Raw genomic sequence first — 20908 nt, 5'->3', positions numbered from 1 at the left:
GTCAGACCTTCAGCGCCCCGAAGCCGCCGGCGCTGAAGTCGTAGTTGACCGGGACCTCGATGAGGTACGGGCGGCCCAGCTCGGCACCCTTGCGCAGGGCGGCCAGCAGCTCCTCGCGGGTGGCGGCCTTGGTGGCCTCCACGCCGTTGGCCTGCGCCAGCTGGACGAAGTCCACGCCGGTGAACTTCACGGCCGGGTCGTGGCTGCGGTGGTGGCCGATGTTCTGGTACAGCTCGATCAGGCCGTTGGTGTCGTTGTTGACGACGACGGTGACGATCGGCAGGTTCAGGCGGGCGATGGTCTCCAGGTCCGCGCTGTTGGAGTGGAAGCCGCCGTCGCCCGCGATGAGGAAGGTCGGCTGCTCCGGGCGGGCCATCTGGGCGCCGATCGCGGCCGGGATGCCGTAGCCGAAGCTGGAGCAGCCTGCCGAGGTCAGGAAGCCGAACGGCTGGTCGGCGCGGGCGAACAGCACGCCGTAGTGGCGGAAGAAGCCGATGTCGGACACGATCGTGCCCTCGCCCGGCTTGGCGATCTCGGCCATGACGGTGTTCATGGAGTCCATCACCTGGTGGACGCGCATGCCGTCCTCGTAGTGCTTGGGGTCCGCCAGGAACTCGGCGATGCGCTCGCGCAGCGGCGCGATGTCGTGGCGGTCCTTCGCGGCGAGCCCGCCGGTGGCGGCGTCCAGGTGCTCGACGAAGGCCAGGACGTCGGTGACGACGTCGACGTCCGGGCGGTAGATCCGCGGCACCGGGTTGGCGGTGGGGGAGATGCGGACGGTCTTCTTCTCGATGCCGCGCTCCCACATCGAGGGGCGCAGGTCCTCGGCGTAGTCGTAGCCGATGGTCAGGATGACGTCGGCGGGACCGAAGAGGGTCTCCAGCGCCGGGAACGACAGGATGCCGTCCATGTAGCCGGTGACGGCGCCGTAGTTCAGCTCGTGGCCGTGCGGGAGCACGCCCTTGGCGATGTACGTGGTGATGACCGGGATGTTCAGGCGCTCGGCGAGGGCGCGGATGGCCGGGACGGCACCGGCGCGGATGGCGGCGGCGCCGACCACGAACACCGGGTTCTTCGCGTCCTTGACCATCTCGGCGGCCTGGTCGGCGGCCGACTCCCAGCCGGGCTGGACCGCGCCGATCGGCTTCTCGGGGGTCCGGGCCGGGCCGTGGTCCTTCGTGATGTCGATGCCCTCGGAGGAGCCGAGGAGGTCGACGGGCAGGGAGATGAACGAGGGGCCGACCGGCTCCGTCATCGCCGCGGAGACCGCGGAGTCCACCAGGTCGGTGATCTCCGCCGGGCGCTCCAGCTCGACGGCGTACTTCGTCATCGGCTCGGCGATCTTCACCAGGTCGAGGCACTGGTGGGTGTCGTTCGGGAAGATGTCGTGCGACTCGGACTGCGCCGCCAGGGCGATGACCGGGGAGCGGTCCAGCATCGAGGTGGCCATGCCGGTCGACAGGTTGGTCATGCCGGGGCCGAGGGTCGCCCAGCAGGCCTGCGGGCGGCCGGTGATGCGGGCCAGGACGTCGGCGGCGACGCCGGCGGTGAACTCGTGGCGGGTGAGGATGAACTCCACGCCGTCCTGCTCGTCGAACAGGATCGACGCCGCTTCGCGGCCGACGACGCCGAACACCTTCTCGACGCCGTGCTCCTTCAGGCGCTTGAGAAGAGCGTGGGCCGCGGTCGGGTGCTCGCTGGGGCCGGTGGATACGCGGGACATGTAAAACCAGTCTCCTGTCCGAATTTCGGTGTGGTGGGGCCACCTTGGGCTGCCGGTCTCTTTCCGGGCTCTCGTTCCGGTATCCGGGAGCGGACGGAGAGTGACGAAAGAGTGGAGCGGACCAGGATCCATGCGTGAAAACAGATGTTGTGGTGGATGAGTGGCCAACTCCCGAGCACGCGAGGGAAGTCGGCTGGGACGCGCTGGCGGGCGCGGAGGACTTCTTCCTCACCCCGCCCTGGATGCGGGTGCTGCACGATTCGTCCGGCGCCTGGATGCGGTACCTCACCGCCCGCGCCGGCGGTGAACTGCTGGCCGGGCTCCCGCTGGTGCTCGCGACCCGGGAGTCGCCCTGGTCCCTCGGCCGCACCGACCTGCTGATCGCGCACTGCGCCGCCGAGCAGATGGCGGGCGCCGCGGAGGTGTCGGCGGCCTTCGGCGACCTCGACCGGCTGATGCCCTCGATGATGCTGGGCGGCCGCCACCTGGGCCGCACCCGCCTGCTGCTCGGCCCCGGCGCCGACGCGGAGACCGTCCACCTCATGGCCGAGCGGGCCGAGCGCACCGCCGCCGCGGAGGGCTGCCGCTCGGTGTGCTTCCCGTACGTGGACTCCCGCGACACCCTCCAGCAGCAGGTCCTCGCCGAGCGCGGCTACACCTCGCACGTGTCGGGGGAGTTCGCCACCCTCACGCTGCCGGGAGGGGACTTCACCGACTACGCGATGAGCCTGCCCGCCGCCCGTTCCCGCCGGGTACGGTCCGAGCGCCGCCGCATCGAGGCCTGCGGGGCGGAGATCACCCTCGCCCCGCTCGACCCGGCCGACATCCCCCGCCTCGCCGCGCTCGAGACCCAGCTGTTCGCCAAGTACGGCATGGCCGGCTGGGACCCGCGCCGCTCGGAGGCGGTCCTGGAGGCCGCCCACCGGCAGCTGGGGGACCGGGCCCTGGTCTCCAAGGCCGTCCTCGACGGCGAGATCGCCGGCTTCGGGCTGATCCTGGAGCACGGCGAGGACTGGTTCGCCCACCGCGCCGGCTTCGACTACGCCGCCCAGGCCCAGGCCAGGCTGCCCCTGTACTACGAGCTCCTCTACTACACCGTCGCCGACCGGGCGCCCGCGGCCGGCGTGCGCCGGGTCCACTACGGCATCGGCTCCACGGAGGCGAAGGTCTCCCGCGGCTGCGCCCTCTCCCGCCAGTACCTCTACGTCAAGGAGCTCCCCGCATGACCGGCTGGAACGCGGCGATCGGATCGGTGGTCAACCCGTCCACCCGGCGCGGAGGGCGGCTGGAGATGGTCGCCTCCGCCGACGTCGACTCCCTCGACCCCGCCCGCACCTACTACGTGTGGTCCTGGCTGCTGCAGCGCGCCCTGAACCGCACCCTGATGGCCTTCGGCACCGACCCGGAGCGGGCGGAGGTCGTCCCCGACCTCGCCGAGGGTCCGGGCGAGGTCTCCGCCGACGGGCTGACCTGGACCTACCGGCTGAAGCGGGGCATCCGCTTCGAGACCGGCGAGGAGATCACCTCCCACGACGTCGCGTACGCCGTGGAGCGGGTGTTCGCCCAGCACGTCCTGCCCGGCGGCCCCACGTACCTCACCGACCTCCTCGACCACGAGGGCTACCGCGGACCGTACGACGGGCAGCGCTGCCCGGCCGTGGAGCGGCCCGACGACCACACCGTCCGCTTCCGCCTCAGCCGGCCCTTCGCGGACTTCGACTACCTGATGGCCCAGCCGAACACGGCGCCCGTGCCCGAACACCGCGACACCCGCGAGGCGTACGGGTCGCGGCCGGTCTGCTCCGGCCCGTACCGGATCCACCGCTACGAGCCCGGCCGCCTGCTGCACCTGGTGCGCAACAACGCCTGGGAGCGGAGCACCGACCCGGTCCGGCCCGCCCTGCCCGACGAGCTGACCGTGGCCTTCGGGGTCGAGGTCAACGAGATGGACGACCGCCTCCTCGCCGGCGAGTTCCACGTGGACGTGGAGGGCCGCGGCATCCAGCACGCCGCGCGCGACCGGATCCTCGCCGACCCGGCGCTGCGGGCGCAGGCCGACAACCCGGCCACCGGCTTCCTGCAGTACATCACCGTGCAGACCGCCGTCCCGCCCTTCGACAACCTGCACGCCCGCCGCGCCGTCTTCTACGCCGCCGACAAGGCCGCACTGCTCGACGCCCGCGGCGGCGACGGCGTCGGCGGCTCCCTCGCCACCGGCCTGATCCCGCCCAACCTGCCCGCACACAGCAGCCAGGACCGCTACCCGTCCGGGCCCCGCCTCACCGGCGACCTGGACGCGGCGCGCGCCGAACTGGCCGCGGCCGGGCTGCCGGACGGCTTCGAGACCGTGATCGCCACCCAGCCCGGCAAGTTCGAGCTGGTCGCCCGCACCCTCGCCACCAGCCTGGGCCGCGTCGGCATCCGGGCCCGGGTGGAGGTCCTCGACACCGCCTCCTACTACCGCACCGGCCTGGGCAGCCCGCAGACCGTCCGCAGGCTCGGCCTCGGCCTCGGCGTCACCGACTGGGGCGCCGACTACCCCACCGAGTACGGCTTCCTGGCCCCGCTCGTCGACGGCCGGCAGATCAAGCGCGGCGGCGGCAACTTCAACTTCGCCGAGCTCGACGACCCGCTGGTGCGCACCCTCATCGACGAGGCCTGCACCACGACCGGGGCCGCGGCCCGCCGCGCGGTGTGGCGCCGGATCGAGAAGGCCGTGATGGACCGCGCCGTCATGCTGCCGATGGCCCACGACCGGACGCTGCACTACCGCCACCCCGACCTGACGAACGTCTACGTCCACCCCGCCTTCGGCCTCTACGACATCCAGGCCATGGGAGTACTCCGATGAACCTCGACGCCACCCTCCTCGACCCCACCCTCCTCGACCTCACCCCCCTCGACCCCGCCGACCGCAACGCCGTCGACGACGTCTTCGAGCTGCGCACCCTCGTCCACCGGGCCGACACGCCCCACCTGCCCGCCCCCTGCCTCGCCGACTTCACCGGATCGCTGATGGTCCCGCCCCCGGCCACCCGGGTCGAGGAGTGGGCGGGCCGCGACGGCTCGGGGCGGTGCGTGGCCTCCGTACGCCTGGAGTTCCCGCAGGAGGAGAACACCGAGGCCGTCACCGCGGCCGTCCTCGCCGTCCACCCGGCCCTGCGCCGACAGGGTGCCGGGCGCCGCCTCGTGGAGTTCGTACGGGACCGGGCCGGGGCGGCGCAGCGCTCGCGGATCCTCTTCACCGCCGACTCCGGTCCCGCGGGGCCGGCCGGCGACACCGGCACCGCACCGGCGCACCACCTGGCCGCGGCGATCGGCGCGCGGCCGGTGTGGACCCTCGACCACCTGCGCCTCGACGTCGCGGACGCGCCGCTGCCGCAGCCGCTGCCGGAGTCGATGTCCGTCCGGTACTGGGGCAGCGAGGTCCCCGAGGAGCTGGTGGAACAAGCCGCCCGGCTGGAGGCCGCACTGTCGGCCACCGCCCCGACCGGGGACCCGGGATGGCAGCCGCAGCCCGCCGCGATCTCCCGCATCCGGGACTTCGAGCGCATGCGGATCACCCGCGGCCGGCGCGCCCACCAGTGCGCGATCCTCGACCGCACCACCGGCCGGATGGCCGCCTGGACGGCGCTGTCGATGACCCGCGCCAACCCGGACAACGCCCTCCAGGCGATCACCATCGTGGACCCCGCGCACCGCGGCCTCGGCCTCGGCCGCCAGGTGAAGGCCCACAACCTCGCCCGCGCCCGCGCCGCGGAGCCCCGGCTGGCCCACGTCGACACCTGGAACGCCTCGGGCAACGCGCACATGCTGCGCGTCAACGCAGGCTTCGGCTTCGTGCCGGCCGGCGCCCGGTGGGCCTGGGAGCTGAGCACCGCGCGATGACCCCCCAGTTCGGGCGGCTCCTCGCCGCCCACACCGCCTCCCAGTTCGGCTTCAGGATCGCGCAGACCGCCTTCCCGCTGACCGCGCTGGCCGCCTGCGGGGCCTCGGCGGCGCAGGCGGCGGCGCTGATGGCGGTGCAGACCGCCGGCTTCCTGCTCGTCGGGCTGCCCGCCGGGTCCTGGGTCGACCGCTGCCGCAAGGTCCCCGTCATGGTCGCCGCGGACGGGGCGCGGTGCGCCACCGCCCTGTGCGTCGCCCTGGCGTGGGCCGCGGGCCGCCTCGAACTGGGACTGCTGTACGCGGCCGCGTTCGCCGTCGGGGTGGCCTCGGTGTTCTTCGACGTCGCGGCCCAGTCGGCGGTCCCCGCGCTGCTGCCCGCCGGGGACCTGGTCAGGGGCAACGCCCGGCTGTCCGCGGCGGAGTCCACCGCGGCCGTCCTCGGCCCGGTACTCGCCGGCACCCTGGCCTGGACCGCCGCCCCCCTGGGCTTCGCCCTCTCCGCCCTGAGCTACGCCATCTCGGCCGCCTCCCTCCTGCTCACCGTCCAGCTCCGCCGGCGTTTGAGGCGAACGGGGTCCGGGGCGGAGCCCCGAACCCCCCGGCCCCGCCGGCGTTTGAGGCGAAGGGGCTCCGAGGCGGAGCCCCGAACCTCCCAGCCCCGCCGGCGTTTGAGGCGAAGGGGCTCCGGGGCGCAGCCCCGGGAAACGGAGAAAGGGCGGGGCGGGGAGGAGCCCCGCGCAGCGGCCCCGAACCCCCGCCCGCCGGCGCAAGCCGGAGTCTGGCGGGACGTCGCCGAAGGCCTCCGCTTCGTGGCGGCCCACCCCACCCTGCGCCGCATCGCAGCCGCGACCGGCCTGTTCAACGCGGCCTGGTCCGCGGTGGCCGCCCTCCTGATCGCCCTCATGCTCGCGCACGGCCTCTCCCGCACAGCGGCCGGCACGGTCATGGCCGCACTCGGCGCAGGCGGCCTGGCCGGCTCGTTCACCGTACGGCGCCTCGCACAGCGGCTCGGGCCCGGCCGGTCCATCACCGTCGGGTTGATGCTGCCCGCCCCCTTCGCCCTCCTCGCCGGCTTCACCGGCCGCGTCCCGGTCTGGGCCACCGCGGTCGCGCTGTTCGGCGTGGGCGCCGGGGCGGTGGTGTACAACGTGGCCCAGATCAGCCTGCGCCAGTCGGTGACCCCGCCGGAGCTGCTCGGCCGGGTCAACGCCACCCTGCGCACCCTGGTGTGGGGGATGATCCCGCTCGGCGCGGCCCTGGCCTCCGCCGCCACCCGCATCGCGGATCCGGCCGACGTCGTCCTCGCGGGCGGCGGCGCGGCCGCCTGCGCCTGGGTGGTGCTGCTGCGGCTGCGGCTTCCCGAGAGCCGGACGGAGAGTCCGGAAAGAGCAGCGGAACCTAGCGTGGGTGGCACCGCAGAGGACGCCGTGGCCGCGTCCTCGCGGTGAGCCTCCCCGGTCCGCGACCAGGACGGGGAGCCGGGCCGTCCCGGCACTTCCACACCCCCGGTGGAGTGCCGGGACGGCCCTTTTCCGGGTGTCAGCGGGCGGAGGCGAGCGGCAGGGTGACCGCCGAGGCCGCCGGGTCGAGCGTCACGCGGGTCCCCGCCGGGTACCGAAGGGTGTGGTCGCGGTCGGTCGAGGTGAGGACGATCCCGATGCGGTGCCCGGCCGGCACGATGTGCTCGGTCGGCTCCAGGTCCCAGCGGAAGGTGTACGCCTTCCCCGGCTCGACCGGGCTCTGCCAGGCGGCGCTGGTGCGGTTGCGGACGTCCGTCCACCCCCGCGTGATGATCTTGAACGGCTTGTCCTCCCGGCTGAACTCCTTCAGCGGGCGGCACCCGGTGTTGCCCGGGGCGCTGTCGCCGAAGCACCAGTTCTCCTGGCCGGCGTTCAGCTTCACCGGATAGTTCGCCGGGCCGTAGTCGACGAGGAACGCCGACAGGTACGGGGAGGGGCCCTCCACCCCCGCCCGCACGGAGATCCTCGGGGTGCCGGAGATCCGCGTGGCCTCCTTCAGCGGCTCCGTGAGATAGGCGAGCCGCGCCGGGTCCTCGCTTTCCGGGGCGGTGGCCAGCTGGTCGCCGCTGCGCGACGGGTCGTCCGTCCACACGCGCGCCTGCGGGCCCTGCAGGGCGCCGAGCCCCAGCGTCCGGTCGAGGGCGCCGCGGGCGGGCCACCCGCGGTACGCGTCCCACGCGCCCGACGGGCGCTGCACCTGCACCCTCGGCTCGCCGTCGGCGCCGGAGCGCAGGCCCATCAGCTCCTGGTCGAACCACTTGTGGACCGAGTCCAGCCACGCCTGGCGGCGGATGTCCAGCGGGTCGTCGTGCTGGCCCTGGGTGAGCCACAGCCGGGACTTCACGCCCGAGCGCTGGAGCTTCGACCACAGGTCCAGGCTCTGCTTGGGGCGGACGTTCCAGTCGTTCAGCCCGGCCACCAGGAACACCGAGGCGCGGATCCGGTCGGTGCGCGAGCCGAAGTCGCGCTCCCGCCAGAAGGCGTTGAGGTCGCCGTTCTCGTGCCCCATCCGGGCCTGCACGTCCGCGACCGCCTTGGCGCAGGCCTCGGGCCGGTCGCGGGTCAAGACCAGCTTTACGTGCATGTCGGCGTCGTTGCCGGGGTAGCCCTTGGGGCCGACGTTCCCGCCGTTCGCGCGGTAGTAGTCGTACCAGTCGGACACCGGCAGCATCGGCACGACGGTCTTCAGGCCGCGCACGCCGGTGGTGGCGGTGGCCAGCGCGAGGGTGCCCTTGTAGCTGGTGCCGGTCATCGCGGCGGTGCCGGTGGACCAGCCGGTGGCCCTGGCCTCGGTGCCGCTGTCGTCGACGGCCGTGGTGGCGCCGGCCCGGCCGTTCAACCAGTCCACCACCTTCGTCATCGCCTTGACCTCCTCGGGGGAGACGGTGCCGGGGCAGCCGGTGGAGCCGCCGGTGCCGAGCGTGGAGACCGCGAGGGTGGCGTAGCCGCGCGAGACGAAGTAGTTGTCCCAGTACGGCGGGTACTGGTCGACGTCCCTGGCGGCCTCGCCCGGCGCCCAGGGGGCCAGCTGCGGGGTGCCGGTGACGTCGGCGGGGTGGAAGTCGGCCTTCGCGAAGCCGCCGTGGTACGGGGAGGCCTCGATGATGGCCGGGACCTTGCGGGGGGTGTCCGGGCGGATCACCTGGACCCGGACCTTGTCCTTGCGGCCGTCGCCGTCGGTGTCCGTGTCCGTGGTCACGAACACCGTTTCGCGTATGGCCTTGCTGAAGTCGTGCACCGGCTGCGTGCCCTGTGCCTGCTGTGCGTACGCCATGGCCGGCGTTCCGGTGAGCAGGGAGGCAACGGTTGCGGTGAACACGACGGTACGTCGTGCGATTTGCATGGATGCACTCTCGGTAGAGGCTGGGACGAGGGGTCGCGCGCGGCGGAGCCGGGGCGGTCGGCCCGGCCGGGCCGCACGGACGACCCGCTGGCGAACCTGCGCGCAGCGGCGGCCGGTTCGCGGTGGGGCCACCCCAACACGTCCCCCGGCACAAGATCAAGTACCCGGGCGGGCCGGGAGAGCACCGGGAGACCGGCGAGAGAGCCCGGAGACGGCCCCTGCCTACCCTGACCGACATGTCTGACCATGCGGTTGACCAGAACGTCTCCTCCCGCCGCAGAACGGGCCGGGGCAAGCGCGCGGGCGCAGCCGTGGCGGCCGCGGCCGTGCTCGGCGCGGGAGCGTACGCGGGCCACCGCTTCCTCTCCCCGGCGCCGCAGGACAAGGACGTGGCCGCGGCCGCGGGCCACCTCCAGCAGTTCCTCGACGCGTGGGCGGCGAACCGGCCCGCGGACGCGGCGGGCCTGACCGATTCGCCGGACAGTGCCGTGTCGTTGCTGCAGTCGGTGATGAAGAACCTCGCGCCGACGAAGGCCGTCATCACCGCGGACCGCGACCAGGCGTCGAAGGGCGGGAAGGGCGGGAAGGGCGCCGTCAGGGTGCCGTTCAAGGTCTCGCTGCAGACCGCGGGCGCCGGGGAGCTGGTGTACGACTCCGAGGCGAAGGTGGTCAAGGACGGCGCCGGAGCCTGGAAGGTGCAGTTCTCCACGCCCGTGGTCCACCCGCAGATGGAGGCCGGCCAGACCCTCGCGCTCGCGGCGAACACCGGCCGCGGCCGGATCCTCGACAAGGACGGCGCCCCGCTGGAGGCCGCGTCCCTGACCGGGGCGGTCGACGAGCAGGGCAGGGGCGTCTCGGGGCTCCAGGCCCGCTACCAGAAGGAACTGTCCGGCGGCGCCTCGTACGGCAAGTCCGTGGTGGTCGCCGACCGCCGGTCCGGGGCCGTGGTCAAACCGCTGACGCAGGGCCCGTCCGGCAAGGGCGAGGACATCCGCACGACGATCGACCAGAAGGTGCAGCGGGCCGCCTCGGGCGCCCTGGAGGGCCTGGACAAGAACGCCTCGATCGTGGCGATCGACCCGCGCACCGGCGCCGTCCTCGCCGCCGCGAACCGGCCCGGCGGAATGAACCGGGCGCTGGAGGGCCGCTATCCGCCCGGCTCGACCTTCAAGGTCGTCACGGCGGCGGCGCTGCTGAAGGCCGGCATGAAGCCGACGGACGTGGCGGCGTGCCCGAAGTACGCCTCCGTCGACGGCCAGCGCTTCGAGAACCAGAACCAGTTCGTCCTGCCGGAGGGCTCGCTCCTGCGGGACTCCTTCGCCAAGTCATGCAACACCTTCTTCGTCGAGGCCCGCCGCAAGGTGGCCGGGCCGGCCCTGCCGGAGACCGCCAAGTCCTTCGGCATCGGCAGCCCGTGGGACATCGGGGCCGTCTCCTACGACGGTTCGGTCCCGCTGCCCGCCTCCGACAACGAGCTGGCTGCCAGCACCATCGGGCAGGCCCGGGTCCAGGCGTCGCCGCTGGTGATGGCCTCCATGGCGGCCACGGTGAAGGAGGGCGCCTTCAAGCAGCCCGTCCTCGTGCCGGACCACGTCGGCAACCGGCACACCGCCCCGGCCCTGGAGGCAGGCGTGGCCGAGGGACTGCGGGAGATGATGCGCGCCACGGTCACCCACGGGGCCGCGGCCGCACTGAAGAACGTACCGGGCACGGCGCACGCCAAGACCGGCACGGCCGAGTACGGCGAGGCCAAGCCGCCGCAGACGCACGCCTGGATGATCGGCTACCTCGGCGACCGGGACGTGGCCTGGTCCGTCCTGATCGAGGACGGCGGCTCGGGCGGCAAGGACGCCGGCCCGGTGGCCGCCCGGTTCCTCGAAGCCCTCCGCTGACCACGCTGCACGCCCCGCGCCACCCCACGGCACCGGGCGGATGCCGCCTGCACCCCCAAGACCGCACCACCTGCAACACAGTTGGGACTGAGACCCTGTGGCTTTCGACGCCGCGTCGCACGGGACCGTGAACCCGTCGGACAGCACGGGCGGAACGCTCCGCTTCGTCCGCACCGACGACTTCGACTCCCTCGACCCCGCCGACACGTACTACGCGTACACCTGGAACTTCATCCGCCTCCTCGGCCGGCCCCTGGTCGGCTACGGGACCGGGGAGGACGGCCGGCCACAGCCGGTGCCGGACCTCGCCGTCTCGCTCGGCGAGCCGTCCGACGGCGGCCGCACCTGGACCTACCGGCTGCGCGAGGGCGTGTGTTTCGAGGACGGCACCCCCGTCACCTCGCAGGACGTCCGCTACGCCGTCCTGCGCGCCAACTTCCCCGAGGAGGTGTACGGGGGTGCGGTGACCCGCGGGGGCCCGGCCTACTTCCGCCAGTACCTGACGGGGCCGCAGGGCATCGCGACGCCCGACGAGCACACCGTCGTCTTCCGGCTGAAGGAGCCGTTCGCGGGCTTCGACTACCTGGCCGCGCTGCCCACCACGATCCCGGTGCCGCAGCGGGCCGACACCCATCCCGAGTACCGGTGGCGGCCGGTCTCCTCGGGCCCGTACCTGATCGAGGAGTACCTGCCCGGGGACCGCCTCACCCTGGCCCGCAACCCGCACTGGGTCCGCGAGACCGACCCCGTCCGCACGGCGCTGCCCGACGCGGTCACCGTCAGGCTGGGGGTGTCCGGCCCCGAGGTGGACCGGATGCTGCTGGCGGGGGAGGCCGACATCGACCTGGCCGGGGTCGGAGTGCAGCCCGAGACCCAGGACCGGCTGCTGGCTGATCCGGCGGCCCGGGAGGGCGTGGACAACCCGCACACCGGGTTCGTGTGGCTGTACTGCATCAACCAGAACGTCGGGCCGCTGCGGGACGTCCACGCGCGGCGCGCGGTGCAGTACGCGACGGACAAGGCGGCGATGCGCGCCGCGTACGGCGGGGAGCCGGCCGGGGACATCGCCACCACGCTCCTGCCGCCCACGGTGCTGGGCCACGAGCCCCACGACCGGTACCCGGTGGGCCCCGACGCCACGGGCGATCTCGACGCCGCCCGCCGGGAGCTGGCGCTGGCCGGGCTGCCGGAGGGCTTCCGGACCCGGATCGCGGCGCGCGAGGACCGGCGCAAGGAGTGGAACGCGGCGCTCGCGCTGGCGCGGGGCCTGGCCCGCGTGGGCATCGAGGCGGAGGTGGTGCCGTTCACCTCGGGCGGCTACTTCACCGAGACGGCGGGCGTTCCGGCGTACCTGCGCGAGCACGGCATCGGCATCGTCATGTTCGGCTGGGCGGCGGACTTCCCGGACGGCTTCGGCTACCTGCAGCAGATCGCGGATTCGCGCGCGATCAAGGAGGCGGGGAACCAGAACCTGGGTGAACTGGCGTCCCAGGAGATCGACGCCATGCTCGACGAGGGGGCGCGGACCTTCGACGCGCAGGCGCGGGAGGCCCTGTGGGCGGCCGTGGACCGGGAGGCGATGGAGGCGGCCGTGATGTGCCCCTACATGTACGTCAAGTCCGTGGTGGTCAGGGGGAGTCGGGCTGCCAACGTACGCATGTCCCAGGTGTACGGAATGTACGACTATGCTGCGATTTCGCTGAGCGACTGATCCCCGTTTGCGAAAGAGGATCTTGAGTAATAACCTGGTCAAGTCATCCGGAAGACGACTTTTCGACCAAAAGTCGCTTGCGGGTGCGGGAATACGATGATCAGGGGGATGACATCGATACTGCGACGCGCGTGACGGTCCGGCTCCTCGGACCGGTAACCGCCTTCAATGCAGAAGCCCGGGTTCCGGTACAGGGTCAGCGTCAGTTGAAGTTCCTGGCCAGCCTCGCTCTGAATGCGGGACAGATGGTGACGAAGGAGTCGATCGTCGAGGATTCGTGGGACGCGGATCCCCCGAAGACGGTCTCCGGACAGCTGCAGAACAGCGCATGGATGATTCGCACCGCATTCGAGGGGGTGGGCGTGGGGCGGGAGATCCTCGCCTCCCACGCCCTCGGCTACCAGCTCCACGTCCCGGCGGGCCGGGTGGACGTGTACGTCTTCCGCGACATGGTCCGGGAGTCGAAGGAATCGGGCCAGGCCGGCCGGTACCGGGAGGCGTCCGACCGCCTCGACGAGGCCCTGGCCCTGTGGAAGGGGCAGGCACTCGCCAACATCACCTCCGCCCGGCTCCGGGCCCGCGCCGACGGGCTCGACCGGGAGCGGCTCGCCGCGCTGGAGCAGCGGGCGCGGCTCGACATCAAGCTCGGCCGGAACGAGGAGGCGATCGCCCGCCTGGACGGGCTGATCGCCGGGGATCCGCTGCGCGAGGACCTCTACGTGGCCCTCATGCACGCGTACTACGGCGCCGACCGCCAGGCGGACGCGCTGAACGTGTTCCACCAGGCCAAGCGGACGCTGATGGACGAGATCGGCATCATGCCGGGGCGCCGGCTGCGCGAGACGATGCAGTCGATCCTGGCGCAGCAGCTCCAGATCGCCGCATAGGGCTTGAAAGGGCCGGCACGGTCATGTCCGTGCCGGCCTGCTTTCGGCCCGCATTGCATAGATTTTCAAGATCGCGCATACTGATGCATATCAGATCCGCTTCGCATCCATCCCAGGGAAGGACTGCCGTGACGCACGCACTGCCGAAGGGCTTCGTCGTCCACACCGCGCCGGTCGGGATCGCCGACGACGGCCGCGACGACCTGTGCATCATCGCCTCCGAGGTCCCCGCGAAGACGGCGGGCGTCTTCACCCGCTCCCTGTTCGCCGGGCCGTCGGTCCTGCTGTCGCGCGAGGCCGTCGCCGACGGCTCCGCCCGGGGCGTCGTGGTCGTGGCCCGCAACGCCAACGTGGCCACGGGCGCCGAGGGGGCCCGCAACGCCGCCGCGGTCCGCGACGCGGCCGCCCGCGCCGTCGGCATCGACCCCTCCGAACTGCTCATCGCCTCCACCGGCGTGATCGGCGTGCAGTACCCGCTGCCGTCGATCCTCGGCCACCTCGAAGGCCTGGCCTGGCCGCCGCAGCAGCCGGCCGCCGGCATGGACGCGGCCGCGCGGGCCATCATGACCACCGACACCCGGCCCAAGTGCGTCTCCGTACGCGTCGGCGACGCCGTGCTGACCGGCATCGCGAAGGGCGTCGGGATGATCGAGCCCGACATGGCCACCCTGCTCACCTTCTTCGTGACGGACGCCGAGCTCGACGGCGCGTGGCTGACCGCCGCCTTCAAGCGGGTGATGGACGTGACCTTCAACGCGGTGTCCATCGACACGGACACCTCCACCTCCGACAGCGCCGCGCTCTTCGCCAACGGCCTGGCCGGCCCGGTGGACCCCGAGGCCTTCGAAGAGGCCCTGCGCGAGGTGGCGTTGGCCCTGGTCAAGATGATCGCCTCGGACGGCGAGGGCGCGTCCAAGCTGATCCAGGTGACGGTCACCGGGGCCCGCGACGACGCCCAGGCCAAGCGGGTGGGCAAGGCCGTGGTCAACTCGCCCCTGGTGAAGACCGCCGTGCACGGCGCCGACCCCAACTGGGGCCGCGTCGTGATGGCCGTCGGCAAGTGCCAGGACGACACGGACATCGCGCCCGACCGGGTCCGCGTCTCCTTCGGCGCGGTCGAGGTCTACCCGCCGGGCGGCGACGAGCAGGTCCGGCGCGCCGAGGTCGCCGACTACCTGAAGGCCGCCGACGAGGTCCTGATCGGGGTCGACCTGGGCATCGCCGACGGCTCCTTCACCGTCTACGGCTGCGACCTGACCGAGGGGTACGTCCGCCTGAACTCGGAGTACACCACCTGAGCCCCGGCCGGGGCCGGGGGTACGGGTCCACGCCGCGTACGGGTCCACGCCCGCGCTGAGCGCGCGGCCGGGCCGGGCGCCCGCCCGGCCGCGCGCTCACCGGGAGCCGGTCAGCCGGCGGAAGCGCTCCGGCAGGGCCCGCAGCCAGGCCGCGCGGTCCGCGGCGACCTCGCGCAGGCGCGCCTCGCCGCTGCGGGCCACGAGATGGCCGAGGTAGCGCTCGTTGAACCGGGCGAACTCCTGGTGCAGGGTGCGCAGGGCCGGGGCCACCTCCTCCGGCTCGGCCCCGGTGAGCCGGGCCAGCGGGACGGTGTACTGCTTCCAGCGGCCCTCCACCGCCGCGCGCAGCAGGGTGAGGAGCTCCCCGTCGCGGTCGAGGATGCGGTGCAGGGCGTCGGGGGCCAGGCCCAGGGCGTCCGCCAGCAGCAGGGTCTGGTGGTCGCTGCCCGGCCAGGGCCGCCCGGCCTCGGCCCGGCCGTAGTCCTCGGCCGGCATGCCGATGCGCCGGGCGAGCCGCTCCCGGGTGAACTGCCGCGCCAGCCGGTGCTCGCGCAGCGTCCGGGGCCGCAGCGCCATGAGTGCCGGGACCGGGCACCACAGGGCGTCGGCCAGGGCGAAGAGGTCGGCCTCCGAGGGGGCCGCCGTGCCCGACTCCCAGGCCAGGACCGTCTCGGGGCTGTGGGGCAGCCCCAGTTGGGCCAGCTGCCCCGCGACCTGCTGCGGGGTCAGGCCGATGCGCAGGCGGGCGGCCCGGGCCTCGGCCGGGGAGAAAGGGGGGAGGTCGGGGTCCGGGTGCATGCCCGCGGTCACCGGGTCGCCGGGGCGTCCGGTTCGGCGAGGGCGTCCCAGTCGATCTCCTCACGGGCCCTGCGGGCGGTGAACCCGTGGAAGAACAGGTTGAGCAGGACCGCCGTGAGGCTGCCGAGGGTGATCCCGCTGCCCAGGACCGCCCGCAGTTCGGTGGGCATCCGCTCGAAGAACGGGCTGACGACGGTCGGCAGCATGGCGGCGCCGAGGCTGACCGCCAGGATCAGGGCGTTGCGCTCCTCCTTGAGGTCGACCCGGGCGAGGATCTGGATGCCGACGGTGGCGACCATGCCGAACATCGCGACGGCCGCGCCGCCGAGCACCGGGTGCGGGATCGAGGCGACGACCGCGCCGGCCTTGGGCACGAGCCCCAGCGCGATCATGAACAGCCCCGCCGCGACCACGACGAACCGGCTGGTGACGCGGGTGATGCGGACGAGGCCGATGTTCTCGGCGAAGGCCACGTACGGGAAGGAGTTGAAGAGGCCGCCCAGGACGGTCGAGACGCCGTCGGCGCGCAGGGCGCGGGCGACGGTCTCGCCGTCGACGGGCCGGCCGGTGATCTCGCCCATCGCGTACACGTCGCCGGTGGTCTCCACCGCCGTGATCATCATGACGACGACCATCGCCAGGATCGGGAACAGCGAGAAGTGCGGCAGGCCGTAGTGGAAGGGCGTGCTGACGCCGAGCCAGTCCGCCTGGTCGACGGCCCCGAGGTCGGCGTCGCCGAGCAGCCAGGCGGCCAGGGTGCCGCCGACCAGCCCGAGCAGGACGGCGACGCTGCCGAGGAAGGGCCCGCCGAGCCGGGAGACGAGCAGGATGAACAGCAGGGTGCCGACGGCGTACGCGAGGTGGGAGGGGTCGCCGTAGCCGGGGGTGCCGATGAGGCCGGCGCCGCCGCCGACGTCCTGGAGGGCGACGGGGATGAGGGTGACGCCGATGACGGTCAGCAGGGTGCCGGTGACGACGGGCGGGAAGTACGGGGCCAGCCGGCCGGCGAAGGGTGCCAGCAGGAAGGTCGCGAGCCCGGCGGTGATCACGGCGCCGTAGACCACCAGCAGGCCGGCGGTGCCGCCGCCGGCGCCCTGGCCGATGGCGATCATCGGGGAGACGGCCGTGAAGGTCGCGCCCTGGACGAGGGGCAGGCGGGAGCCGATCCGCCAGAAGCCCCAGGCCTGGATGACGGTGGCGATGCCGGCCGTGACGAGGTCGGCGTTGATGAGGTAGACGAGCTCCTGGCGGGAGAGCCCGAGGCTGCTGCCGAGGAGCACGGGGACGAGGACGGCTCCGGCGTAGAACGCGAGGACGTGCTGGAAGCCGTAGAGCGCGAGCCGTGGGAGCGGGAGGACCTCGTCGACGGGGTGCTCGGTCGTGCGGGGTCTGCGGCGCGATGCCAGTGGTGCCATCTCTGCCTTGCCTTGAGGTAGGTGAATGAGAGGGCCTCGGAGGCGGGCGGGCGGCCGCGCGGATGGGGCGGGCGGAGCCGGCGGCCGACGGCACGGGATTGCCGGTGCACGGACGGGAGTCGAGGCGGAGCGGGCCGTTCCGGGCCCGGTCGGCACTGATCCTGGCGGACGCACCCGCCGACATGCAAGGCCGCGGACAATGTTTTTGAAAGCAAAACCGGCCGGTAGCTTGCGATTCCATGGGTCTTGAGGGGTTGCTGCTACGGATTTCGTAGCACGCATCCCACTGTGGGGGACGTCTTGCGCGGGCCGCGCCGCGGACGGCTGCGGAATCCGGCCCCGCCGGCGGCCCGGACCGCGCCGCCCGTCAGCGCGGCCGGCGCTCGCCCTGGGCGATCTCGATGCTCGTGTGCAGGTCGCCGGCGGCGTCCACGGCCGACAGCGCCGACAGCGCCAGGCACGACAGCAGGGCGCAGGCCGGGGCGAGCCCGGTCGCGCGCCGGTTGCGGGCGGAGCCGGAGGCGGCCCCGTGGTCGAGCAGGGCCGCCACCCGGCGCGGGACCGGGCCCGCGGTGGCGGCCAGCGCGAGGCCGGGGCGCCCGCCGGAGCCGGGAGTACGGGCGGCCAGCGCGGCCTTGGCGATCGCACGGGCCGTCAGACGCCGGTCTCCGACGGCGCGGGCGGCGTCCTCGTCGGCGCAGCGCTCCAGGGCGTACGCCAGCGGCTCGCGCAGCGCCCCGAGTGCCGGGTGGCACAGGGCGGCCAGCGTCATCACGGCGGTGTGGCGGTGGTGGCGGCCGCGCAGGTGGGAGCGTTCGTGCGCGAGCAGCGCCTCGCGCTCCCCCGGGGACAGGGCGCGCAGCATGCCCGCGGTCACCACGATCCGGCCCGGGCGGCCGGGCAGGGCGTACGCGTCGGGGGTCTCGTCGGGCAGGACGAGGAGCTCGCCGCCGGCGCGGGCCGCCAGCCGCCGCGCCCGCAGCAGTTGGGCGCGGTGCCGCAGCAGCCCGCGGACCAGCAGGCCCGTGCACATCACGAGCAGGACCAGGGCGACGCACGCGCCGGCGACCGCCGGGGCGCCGGGCGCGACCGCCGCGTGCACGGTGACCGGGGTGAGCAGCCGGCCCAGCTCGGCGACGGCGGGCACGTGGGTGGCGCCGGGGACGACGAGCAGGGCGAGTGCGGCGGTGCTGCCCGCAGCGAGGCCCGCCGCGGTGAGGGCCAGCACCCGGACCGCCTGCCGCGGCGCGAGGCGGGAGACCAGTCGGCGGGCCGCCGGCCCGGCCAGGAACGGCAGGAGCAGGGGCAGCCACACCGTGTAGATCACGCTGGGCCGCCCTCGGCGTCGAGGAGCGCCCGCAGAATCCTTTCGTCCTCCTCGCTGAGCTTGGACACGAAGCGGCTCAGGACCGCGCCGCGGTCCTCGTTGCGCTCCAGTTCCGAGTGCATGCGGCGGGCGGTCAGGCCGGAGGCGTCCTCCGTCGGGAGGTAGGCGAAACCGCGGCCGCAGCGGGTGCGGGTGACCGTGCCCTTGTCGTACAGGCGGGTCAGGATCGTCGTGACGGTGGTGCGCGCGTGCGAGGTGTTCAGCGCCTCCTGGACCTGGCCCGGCGTCAGCGGGCCGCCGGCCGCCCACAGGGTCGCCAGCACACTCGCCTCGAGCTCGCCCGGAGGCCGCCGATCCGCGTTCGCGTCTCCCATGGGAACGATCCTCCGCACGTCGTGCATGAACAGGACTGCAGTCGACCGGGGCGTCGTTGCCCCGGTCCGCCTCCTCACATTAAGCGAGGGGCGCGTGATCGTCGCCACCCCGAACGGGGCTTCAGGGCAGGTGCGTTCGCCGCACGGGGTCGCGGCGGCGGCCGTCGGGTCCGGCGGAGGGCCGTCAGCCGTTGGTGTTGAGGAAGCCGATCACGACCGCGCCCCACCAGCACGCCTGGGATATGAGGGCGGTCGCTCCGCCCCAGGCGAGCCTGCCGCGGCCGACCTCCCCGCCGGAGGCTTCGAGGCGGCGGCCGAGCAGGCCGGCCTGGAGACCGTTGAGGGTCAGGGCCAGGACGAGGCCGATCTTGACCAGGGTCACGGGGGAGCCGAGGTCGGGGTGGAGCAGCATCCCGCTGGCGACGAGGCCGCCCAGCCCGGCCCAGATCGGGACGTGCAGGCGCGCGGTGGCCGCGAGGACCTCCTCGAAGGAGCAGCGGCGGGTCGCCCACAGCAGGCCGTAGTAGTCCGCGGAGAGCACGGCGCCGAAGCCCAGCACCAGCGACGCGAGGTGGACGAAGAGCGCGGCGGTGTGCAGGGACTGGTCGGTCTGGACGTGGGCGGAGCACCACAGGGCGCCGGTCAGCACGACCACCGCCACCAGGGCCGCGGCCGACACCGTCCACCAGGAGTCGTACAGGCGGACGGGCCGCGCCTGCAGGGCACGGGGGGCCCGGGCCGGGGCGGGACTGGAGGCGACCGGGGACAGCATGGCAGGAGGGCTCCGGAGACGAACGGGCGGAAGCGGGGTCCTCAGCGGAGTCCCGCGGCAAGCGAGGTAAGGCTTACCTAAAAGTTCCCGCAGGTCAATGCAGGGCCGCAGCCCGAGACGGCGCCGGGGCCGCTACGCGGCGCTAGCAACCGGTTCCGTCCCGTCGCGGGCGCTCGGGACGGTGTGTGGCCGTCGCCCCGCAGGCGGCCCGCCGCGCAAAACCCGCGACCCGCCGGAAGCCCGCGAACCCTCCGCACCCCCGGACGCGGCCGCGTCCCGCGCCGCCGGAAAACACGGGGCGGCCCTGGCTTCGGGCAGCGCCACGGCGGCGACCGCACCGCGACAGGCACGAGCTGGACGCCGCCACCCTCACCGACCTCCTCGCCGCGGCCGAGGCGGCCGTGCGCGCGCACAGCAGCTCACCAAGGCGGCCCGCCACCCGCACTTGCCCTGCGGCGCGACCCCGACCCCTCACCCCGGCCCCCGCGGAGGCCGCCCGCGGCCCGACGCCGCCGACCCCGGCGGAGCCTTGGGCGGCCGCGGCGCCATCGTCCCCTCCAACCCCCGCCCGGCAGCAGGACCTTCGCCGACGGGATCGTGGAACCGGCCGCGCAAGCACCTCCGGTGACTGGCCGTCATGCCGACGGGCAAGTCGCCCCCGCCATCGGGCACATCACCGACGCCGCCGGCGTCGGCAAGACCGGCCTCGCCGTGCGCTGGGCGCGCCGGGTGGCCGAGCAGTACCCCGACGGTCGGCTCTTCGCCGACCTGCAGGGCTACGACGAGCACCAGCCGTCCACCGCCGCCGGCGACATACCGGTGCCGATACCGGGCCACTTCCTGCGCTCCCTCGGCGCCGCCGGGTGCGGGCCGGCGTCGGCGGTCACACGGGGAGCCCGGTCGGCCCCTTGATCCGCTTCATGATGATCTGCGAGTTCACCTCGGTGACGCCCGACAGCGCGGTCAGCTTCTCGATCCACAGCCGCTCGTACGCGCGCAGGTCGGCGACGGCGATGCGCAGCAGGCAGCCGGGGCTGCCGAAGAGCCGGTAGGCCTCGATGACGTCGGGGATGTCCTGCAGGGCCGCCTCGAAGGCCTCGACGGCCTCGCGGTCGCGTCGCACCTCGACGGAGACCAGCACCTCGAAGCTGCGGCCCACGGCGTCGGGGTCGATCACCGCCCGGTAGCCCTGGATCACCCCGTCCTGTTCGAGCTGGCGCACGCGGCGCATGCAGGGGGAGGGGGTGAGGCCCACGCGCTGGGCCAGCTCCTGGTTGCTGAGCCGCCCGTCGGCCTGGAGCTCACGCAAGATTTCGCGATCGATGGCATCCACGACGCAATTATCCCCCACGGACCCTACCCGGAATCTGTCAAACCGGCAATCGAATTGCGCACGGAACGCCCTATCATTGCTGACTTCAGCACATCAGCACACGTGTACGAGGTATCACCCGTACTGG

Annotated in this window: 17 protein-coding genes; 9 read left to right on the top strand and 8 right to left on the bottom strand. The window is 73.5% G+C overall.

The window, feature by feature from the left end; genetic code table 11:
- Position 1: 1 nt before the first annotated feature.
- Positions 2-1723, bottom strand: a complete 1722-nt coding sequence (locus tag AB0F11_RS07955; RefSeq protein ID WP_362169567.1) for a thiamine pyrophosphate-binding protein — start codon at positions 1721-1723, stop codon at positions 2-4.
- Positions 1724-1857: 134 nt separating this feature from the next.
- On the opposite strand from AB0F11_RS07955, the gene AB0F11_RS07950 reads away from it, so the two are divergent.
- The 4 genes from AB0F11_RS07950 to AB0F11_RS07935 are packed head-to-tail and all read left to right on the top strand — an operon-like array spanning position 1858 to position 7059.
- Positions 1858-2949: a GNAT family N-acetyltransferase gene (locus tag AB0F11_RS07950; RefSeq protein ID WP_362169565.1), complete on the top strand. Its 1092-nt coding sequence runs from the start codon at positions 1858-1860 to the stop codon at positions 2947-2949.
- A complete protein-coding gene (locus AB0F11_RS07945; RefSeq protein ID WP_362169563.1) occupies positions 2946-4574 on the top strand; it encodes an ABC transporter substrate-binding protein in 1629 nt (542 codons plus the stop codon). Before AB0F11_RS07950 ends, AB0F11_RS07945 begins: the two co-directional genes overlap by 4 nt.
- Positions 4571-5611, top strand: coding sequence for a GNAT family N-acetyltransferase (locus tag AB0F11_RS07940; protein WP_362169561.1), 1041 nt, complete (start codon positions 4571-4573; stop codon positions 5609-5611). The genes AB0F11_RS07945 and AB0F11_RS07940 overlap by 4 nt, the downstream gene beginning before the upstream one ends.
- The gene (locus AB0F11_RS07935) at positions 5608-7059 is read left to right on the top strand and encodes an MFS transporter (RefSeq protein WP_362169559.1); all 1452 of its coding nucleotides are present in this window, start codon (positions 5608-5610) and stop codon (positions 7057-7059) included. The genes AB0F11_RS07940 and AB0F11_RS07935 overlap by 4 nt, the downstream gene beginning before the upstream one ends.
- A 91-nt stretch (positions 7060-7150) precedes the next feature.
- Here AB0F11_RS07935 and AB0F11_RS07930 read toward each other — a convergent pair whose 3' ends face one another.
- Positions 7151-8974 (bottom strand): CocE/NonD family hydrolase, encoded by a 1824-nt coding sequence (locus AB0F11_RS07930; RefSeq protein WP_362169557.1) that lies wholly within the window; start codon positions 8972-8974, stop codon positions 7151-7153.
- A 236-nt stretch (positions 8975-9210) separates the two neighbouring features.
- Here AB0F11_RS07930 and AB0F11_RS07925 point away from each other — a divergent pair, with 236 nt between their 5' ends.
- The 4 genes from AB0F11_RS07925 to argJ all read left to right on the top strand — a co-directional run bounded on the left by AB0F11_RS07925 (position 9211) and on the right by argJ (position 14762).
- Complete coding sequence (locus tag AB0F11_RS07925) at positions 9211-10866, top strand: penicillin-binding transpeptidase domain-containing protein (protein ID WP_362169555.1); 1656 nt, start codon at positions 9211-9213, stop codon at positions 10864-10866.
- Positions 10867-10963: 97 nt separating this feature from the next.
- Positions 10964-12577: an ABC transporter substrate-binding protein gene (locus tag AB0F11_RS07920; RefSeq protein WP_362169553.1), complete on the top strand. Its 1614-nt coding sequence runs from the start codon at positions 10964-10966 to the stop codon at positions 12575-12577.
- Between the two features lie 245 nt (positions 12578-12822).
- Entirely contained in the window at positions 12823-13464 is a 642-nt protein-coding gene (locus AB0F11_RS07915) for an AfsR/SARP family transcriptional regulator (RefSeq protein ID WP_362169551.1), read from the top strand.
- A gap of 128 nt (positions 13465-13592) precedes the next feature.
- Entirely contained in the window at positions 13593-14762 is a 1170-nt protein-coding gene (gene argJ, locus AB0F11_RS07910) for a bifunctional glutamate N-acetyltransferase/amino-acid acetyltransferase ArgJ (protein ID WP_362169549.1), read from the top strand.
- A gap of 96 nt (positions 14763-14858) precedes the next feature.
- Here the strand turns inward: argJ and AB0F11_RS07905 are convergent, their stop codons facing one another.
- From AB0F11_RS07905 to AB0F11_RS07885, 5 genes are all read right to left on the bottom strand, one after another.
- The gene (locus AB0F11_RS07905; RefSeq protein ID WP_362169547.1) at positions 14859-15572 is read right to left on the bottom strand and encodes a helix-turn-helix transcriptional regulator; all 714 of its coding nucleotides are present in this window, start codon (positions 15570-15572) and stop codon (positions 14859-14861) included.
- Positions 15569-16975, bottom strand: a complete 1407-nt coding sequence (locus tag AB0F11_RS07900) for a nucleobase:cation symporter-2 family protein (protein WP_362169545.1) — start codon at positions 16973-16975, stop codon at positions 15569-15571. Before AB0F11_RS07900 ends, AB0F11_RS07905 begins: the two co-directional genes overlap by 4 nt.
- 367 nt (positions 16976-17342) lie before the next feature.
- Entirely contained in the window at positions 17343-18302 is a 960-nt protein-coding gene (locus tag AB0F11_RS07895) for a M56 family metallopeptidase (protein ID WP_362169543.1), read from the bottom strand.
- Positions 18299-18676 (bottom strand): BlaI/MecI/CopY family transcriptional regulator, encoded by a 378-nt coding sequence (locus tag AB0F11_RS07890; protein WP_362169541.1) that lies wholly within the window; start codon positions 18674-18676, stop codon positions 18299-18301. Before AB0F11_RS07890 ends, AB0F11_RS07895 begins: the two co-directional genes overlap by 4 nt.
- Positions 18677-18860: 184 nt before the next feature.
- Entirely contained in the window at positions 18861-19448 is a 588-nt protein-coding gene (locus AB0F11_RS07885) for a hypothetical protein (protein ID WP_362169539.1), read from the bottom strand.
- A gap of 624 nt (positions 19449-20072) precedes the next feature.
- On the opposite strand from AB0F11_RS07885, the gene AB0F11_RS07880 reads away from it, so the two are divergent.
- Positions 20073-20360, top strand: coding sequence for a hypothetical protein (locus AB0F11_RS07880; protein WP_362169537.1), 288 nt, complete (start codon positions 20073-20075; stop codon positions 20358-20360).
- Here AB0F11_RS07880 and AB0F11_RS07875 read toward each other — a convergent pair.
- Positions 20332-20781 (bottom strand): Lrp/AsnC family transcriptional regulator, encoded by a 450-nt coding sequence (locus AB0F11_RS07875; protein WP_361902725.1) that lies wholly within the window; start codon positions 20779-20781, stop codon positions 20332-20334. The two genes, AB0F11_RS07880 and AB0F11_RS07875, sit on opposite strands and share 29 nt — an antisense overlap.
- Positions 20782-20908: the final 127 nt, after the last annotated feature.

Origin of the sequence: Streptomyces sp. NPDC032472 (genome assembly GCF_040636955.1) — a bacterium.
Classification (GTDB): Bacteria; Actinomycetota; Actinomycetes; order Streptomycetales; family Streptomycetaceae; genus Streptomyces.
This window is presented reverse-complemented; position numbering and strand designations above follow the sequence as displayed.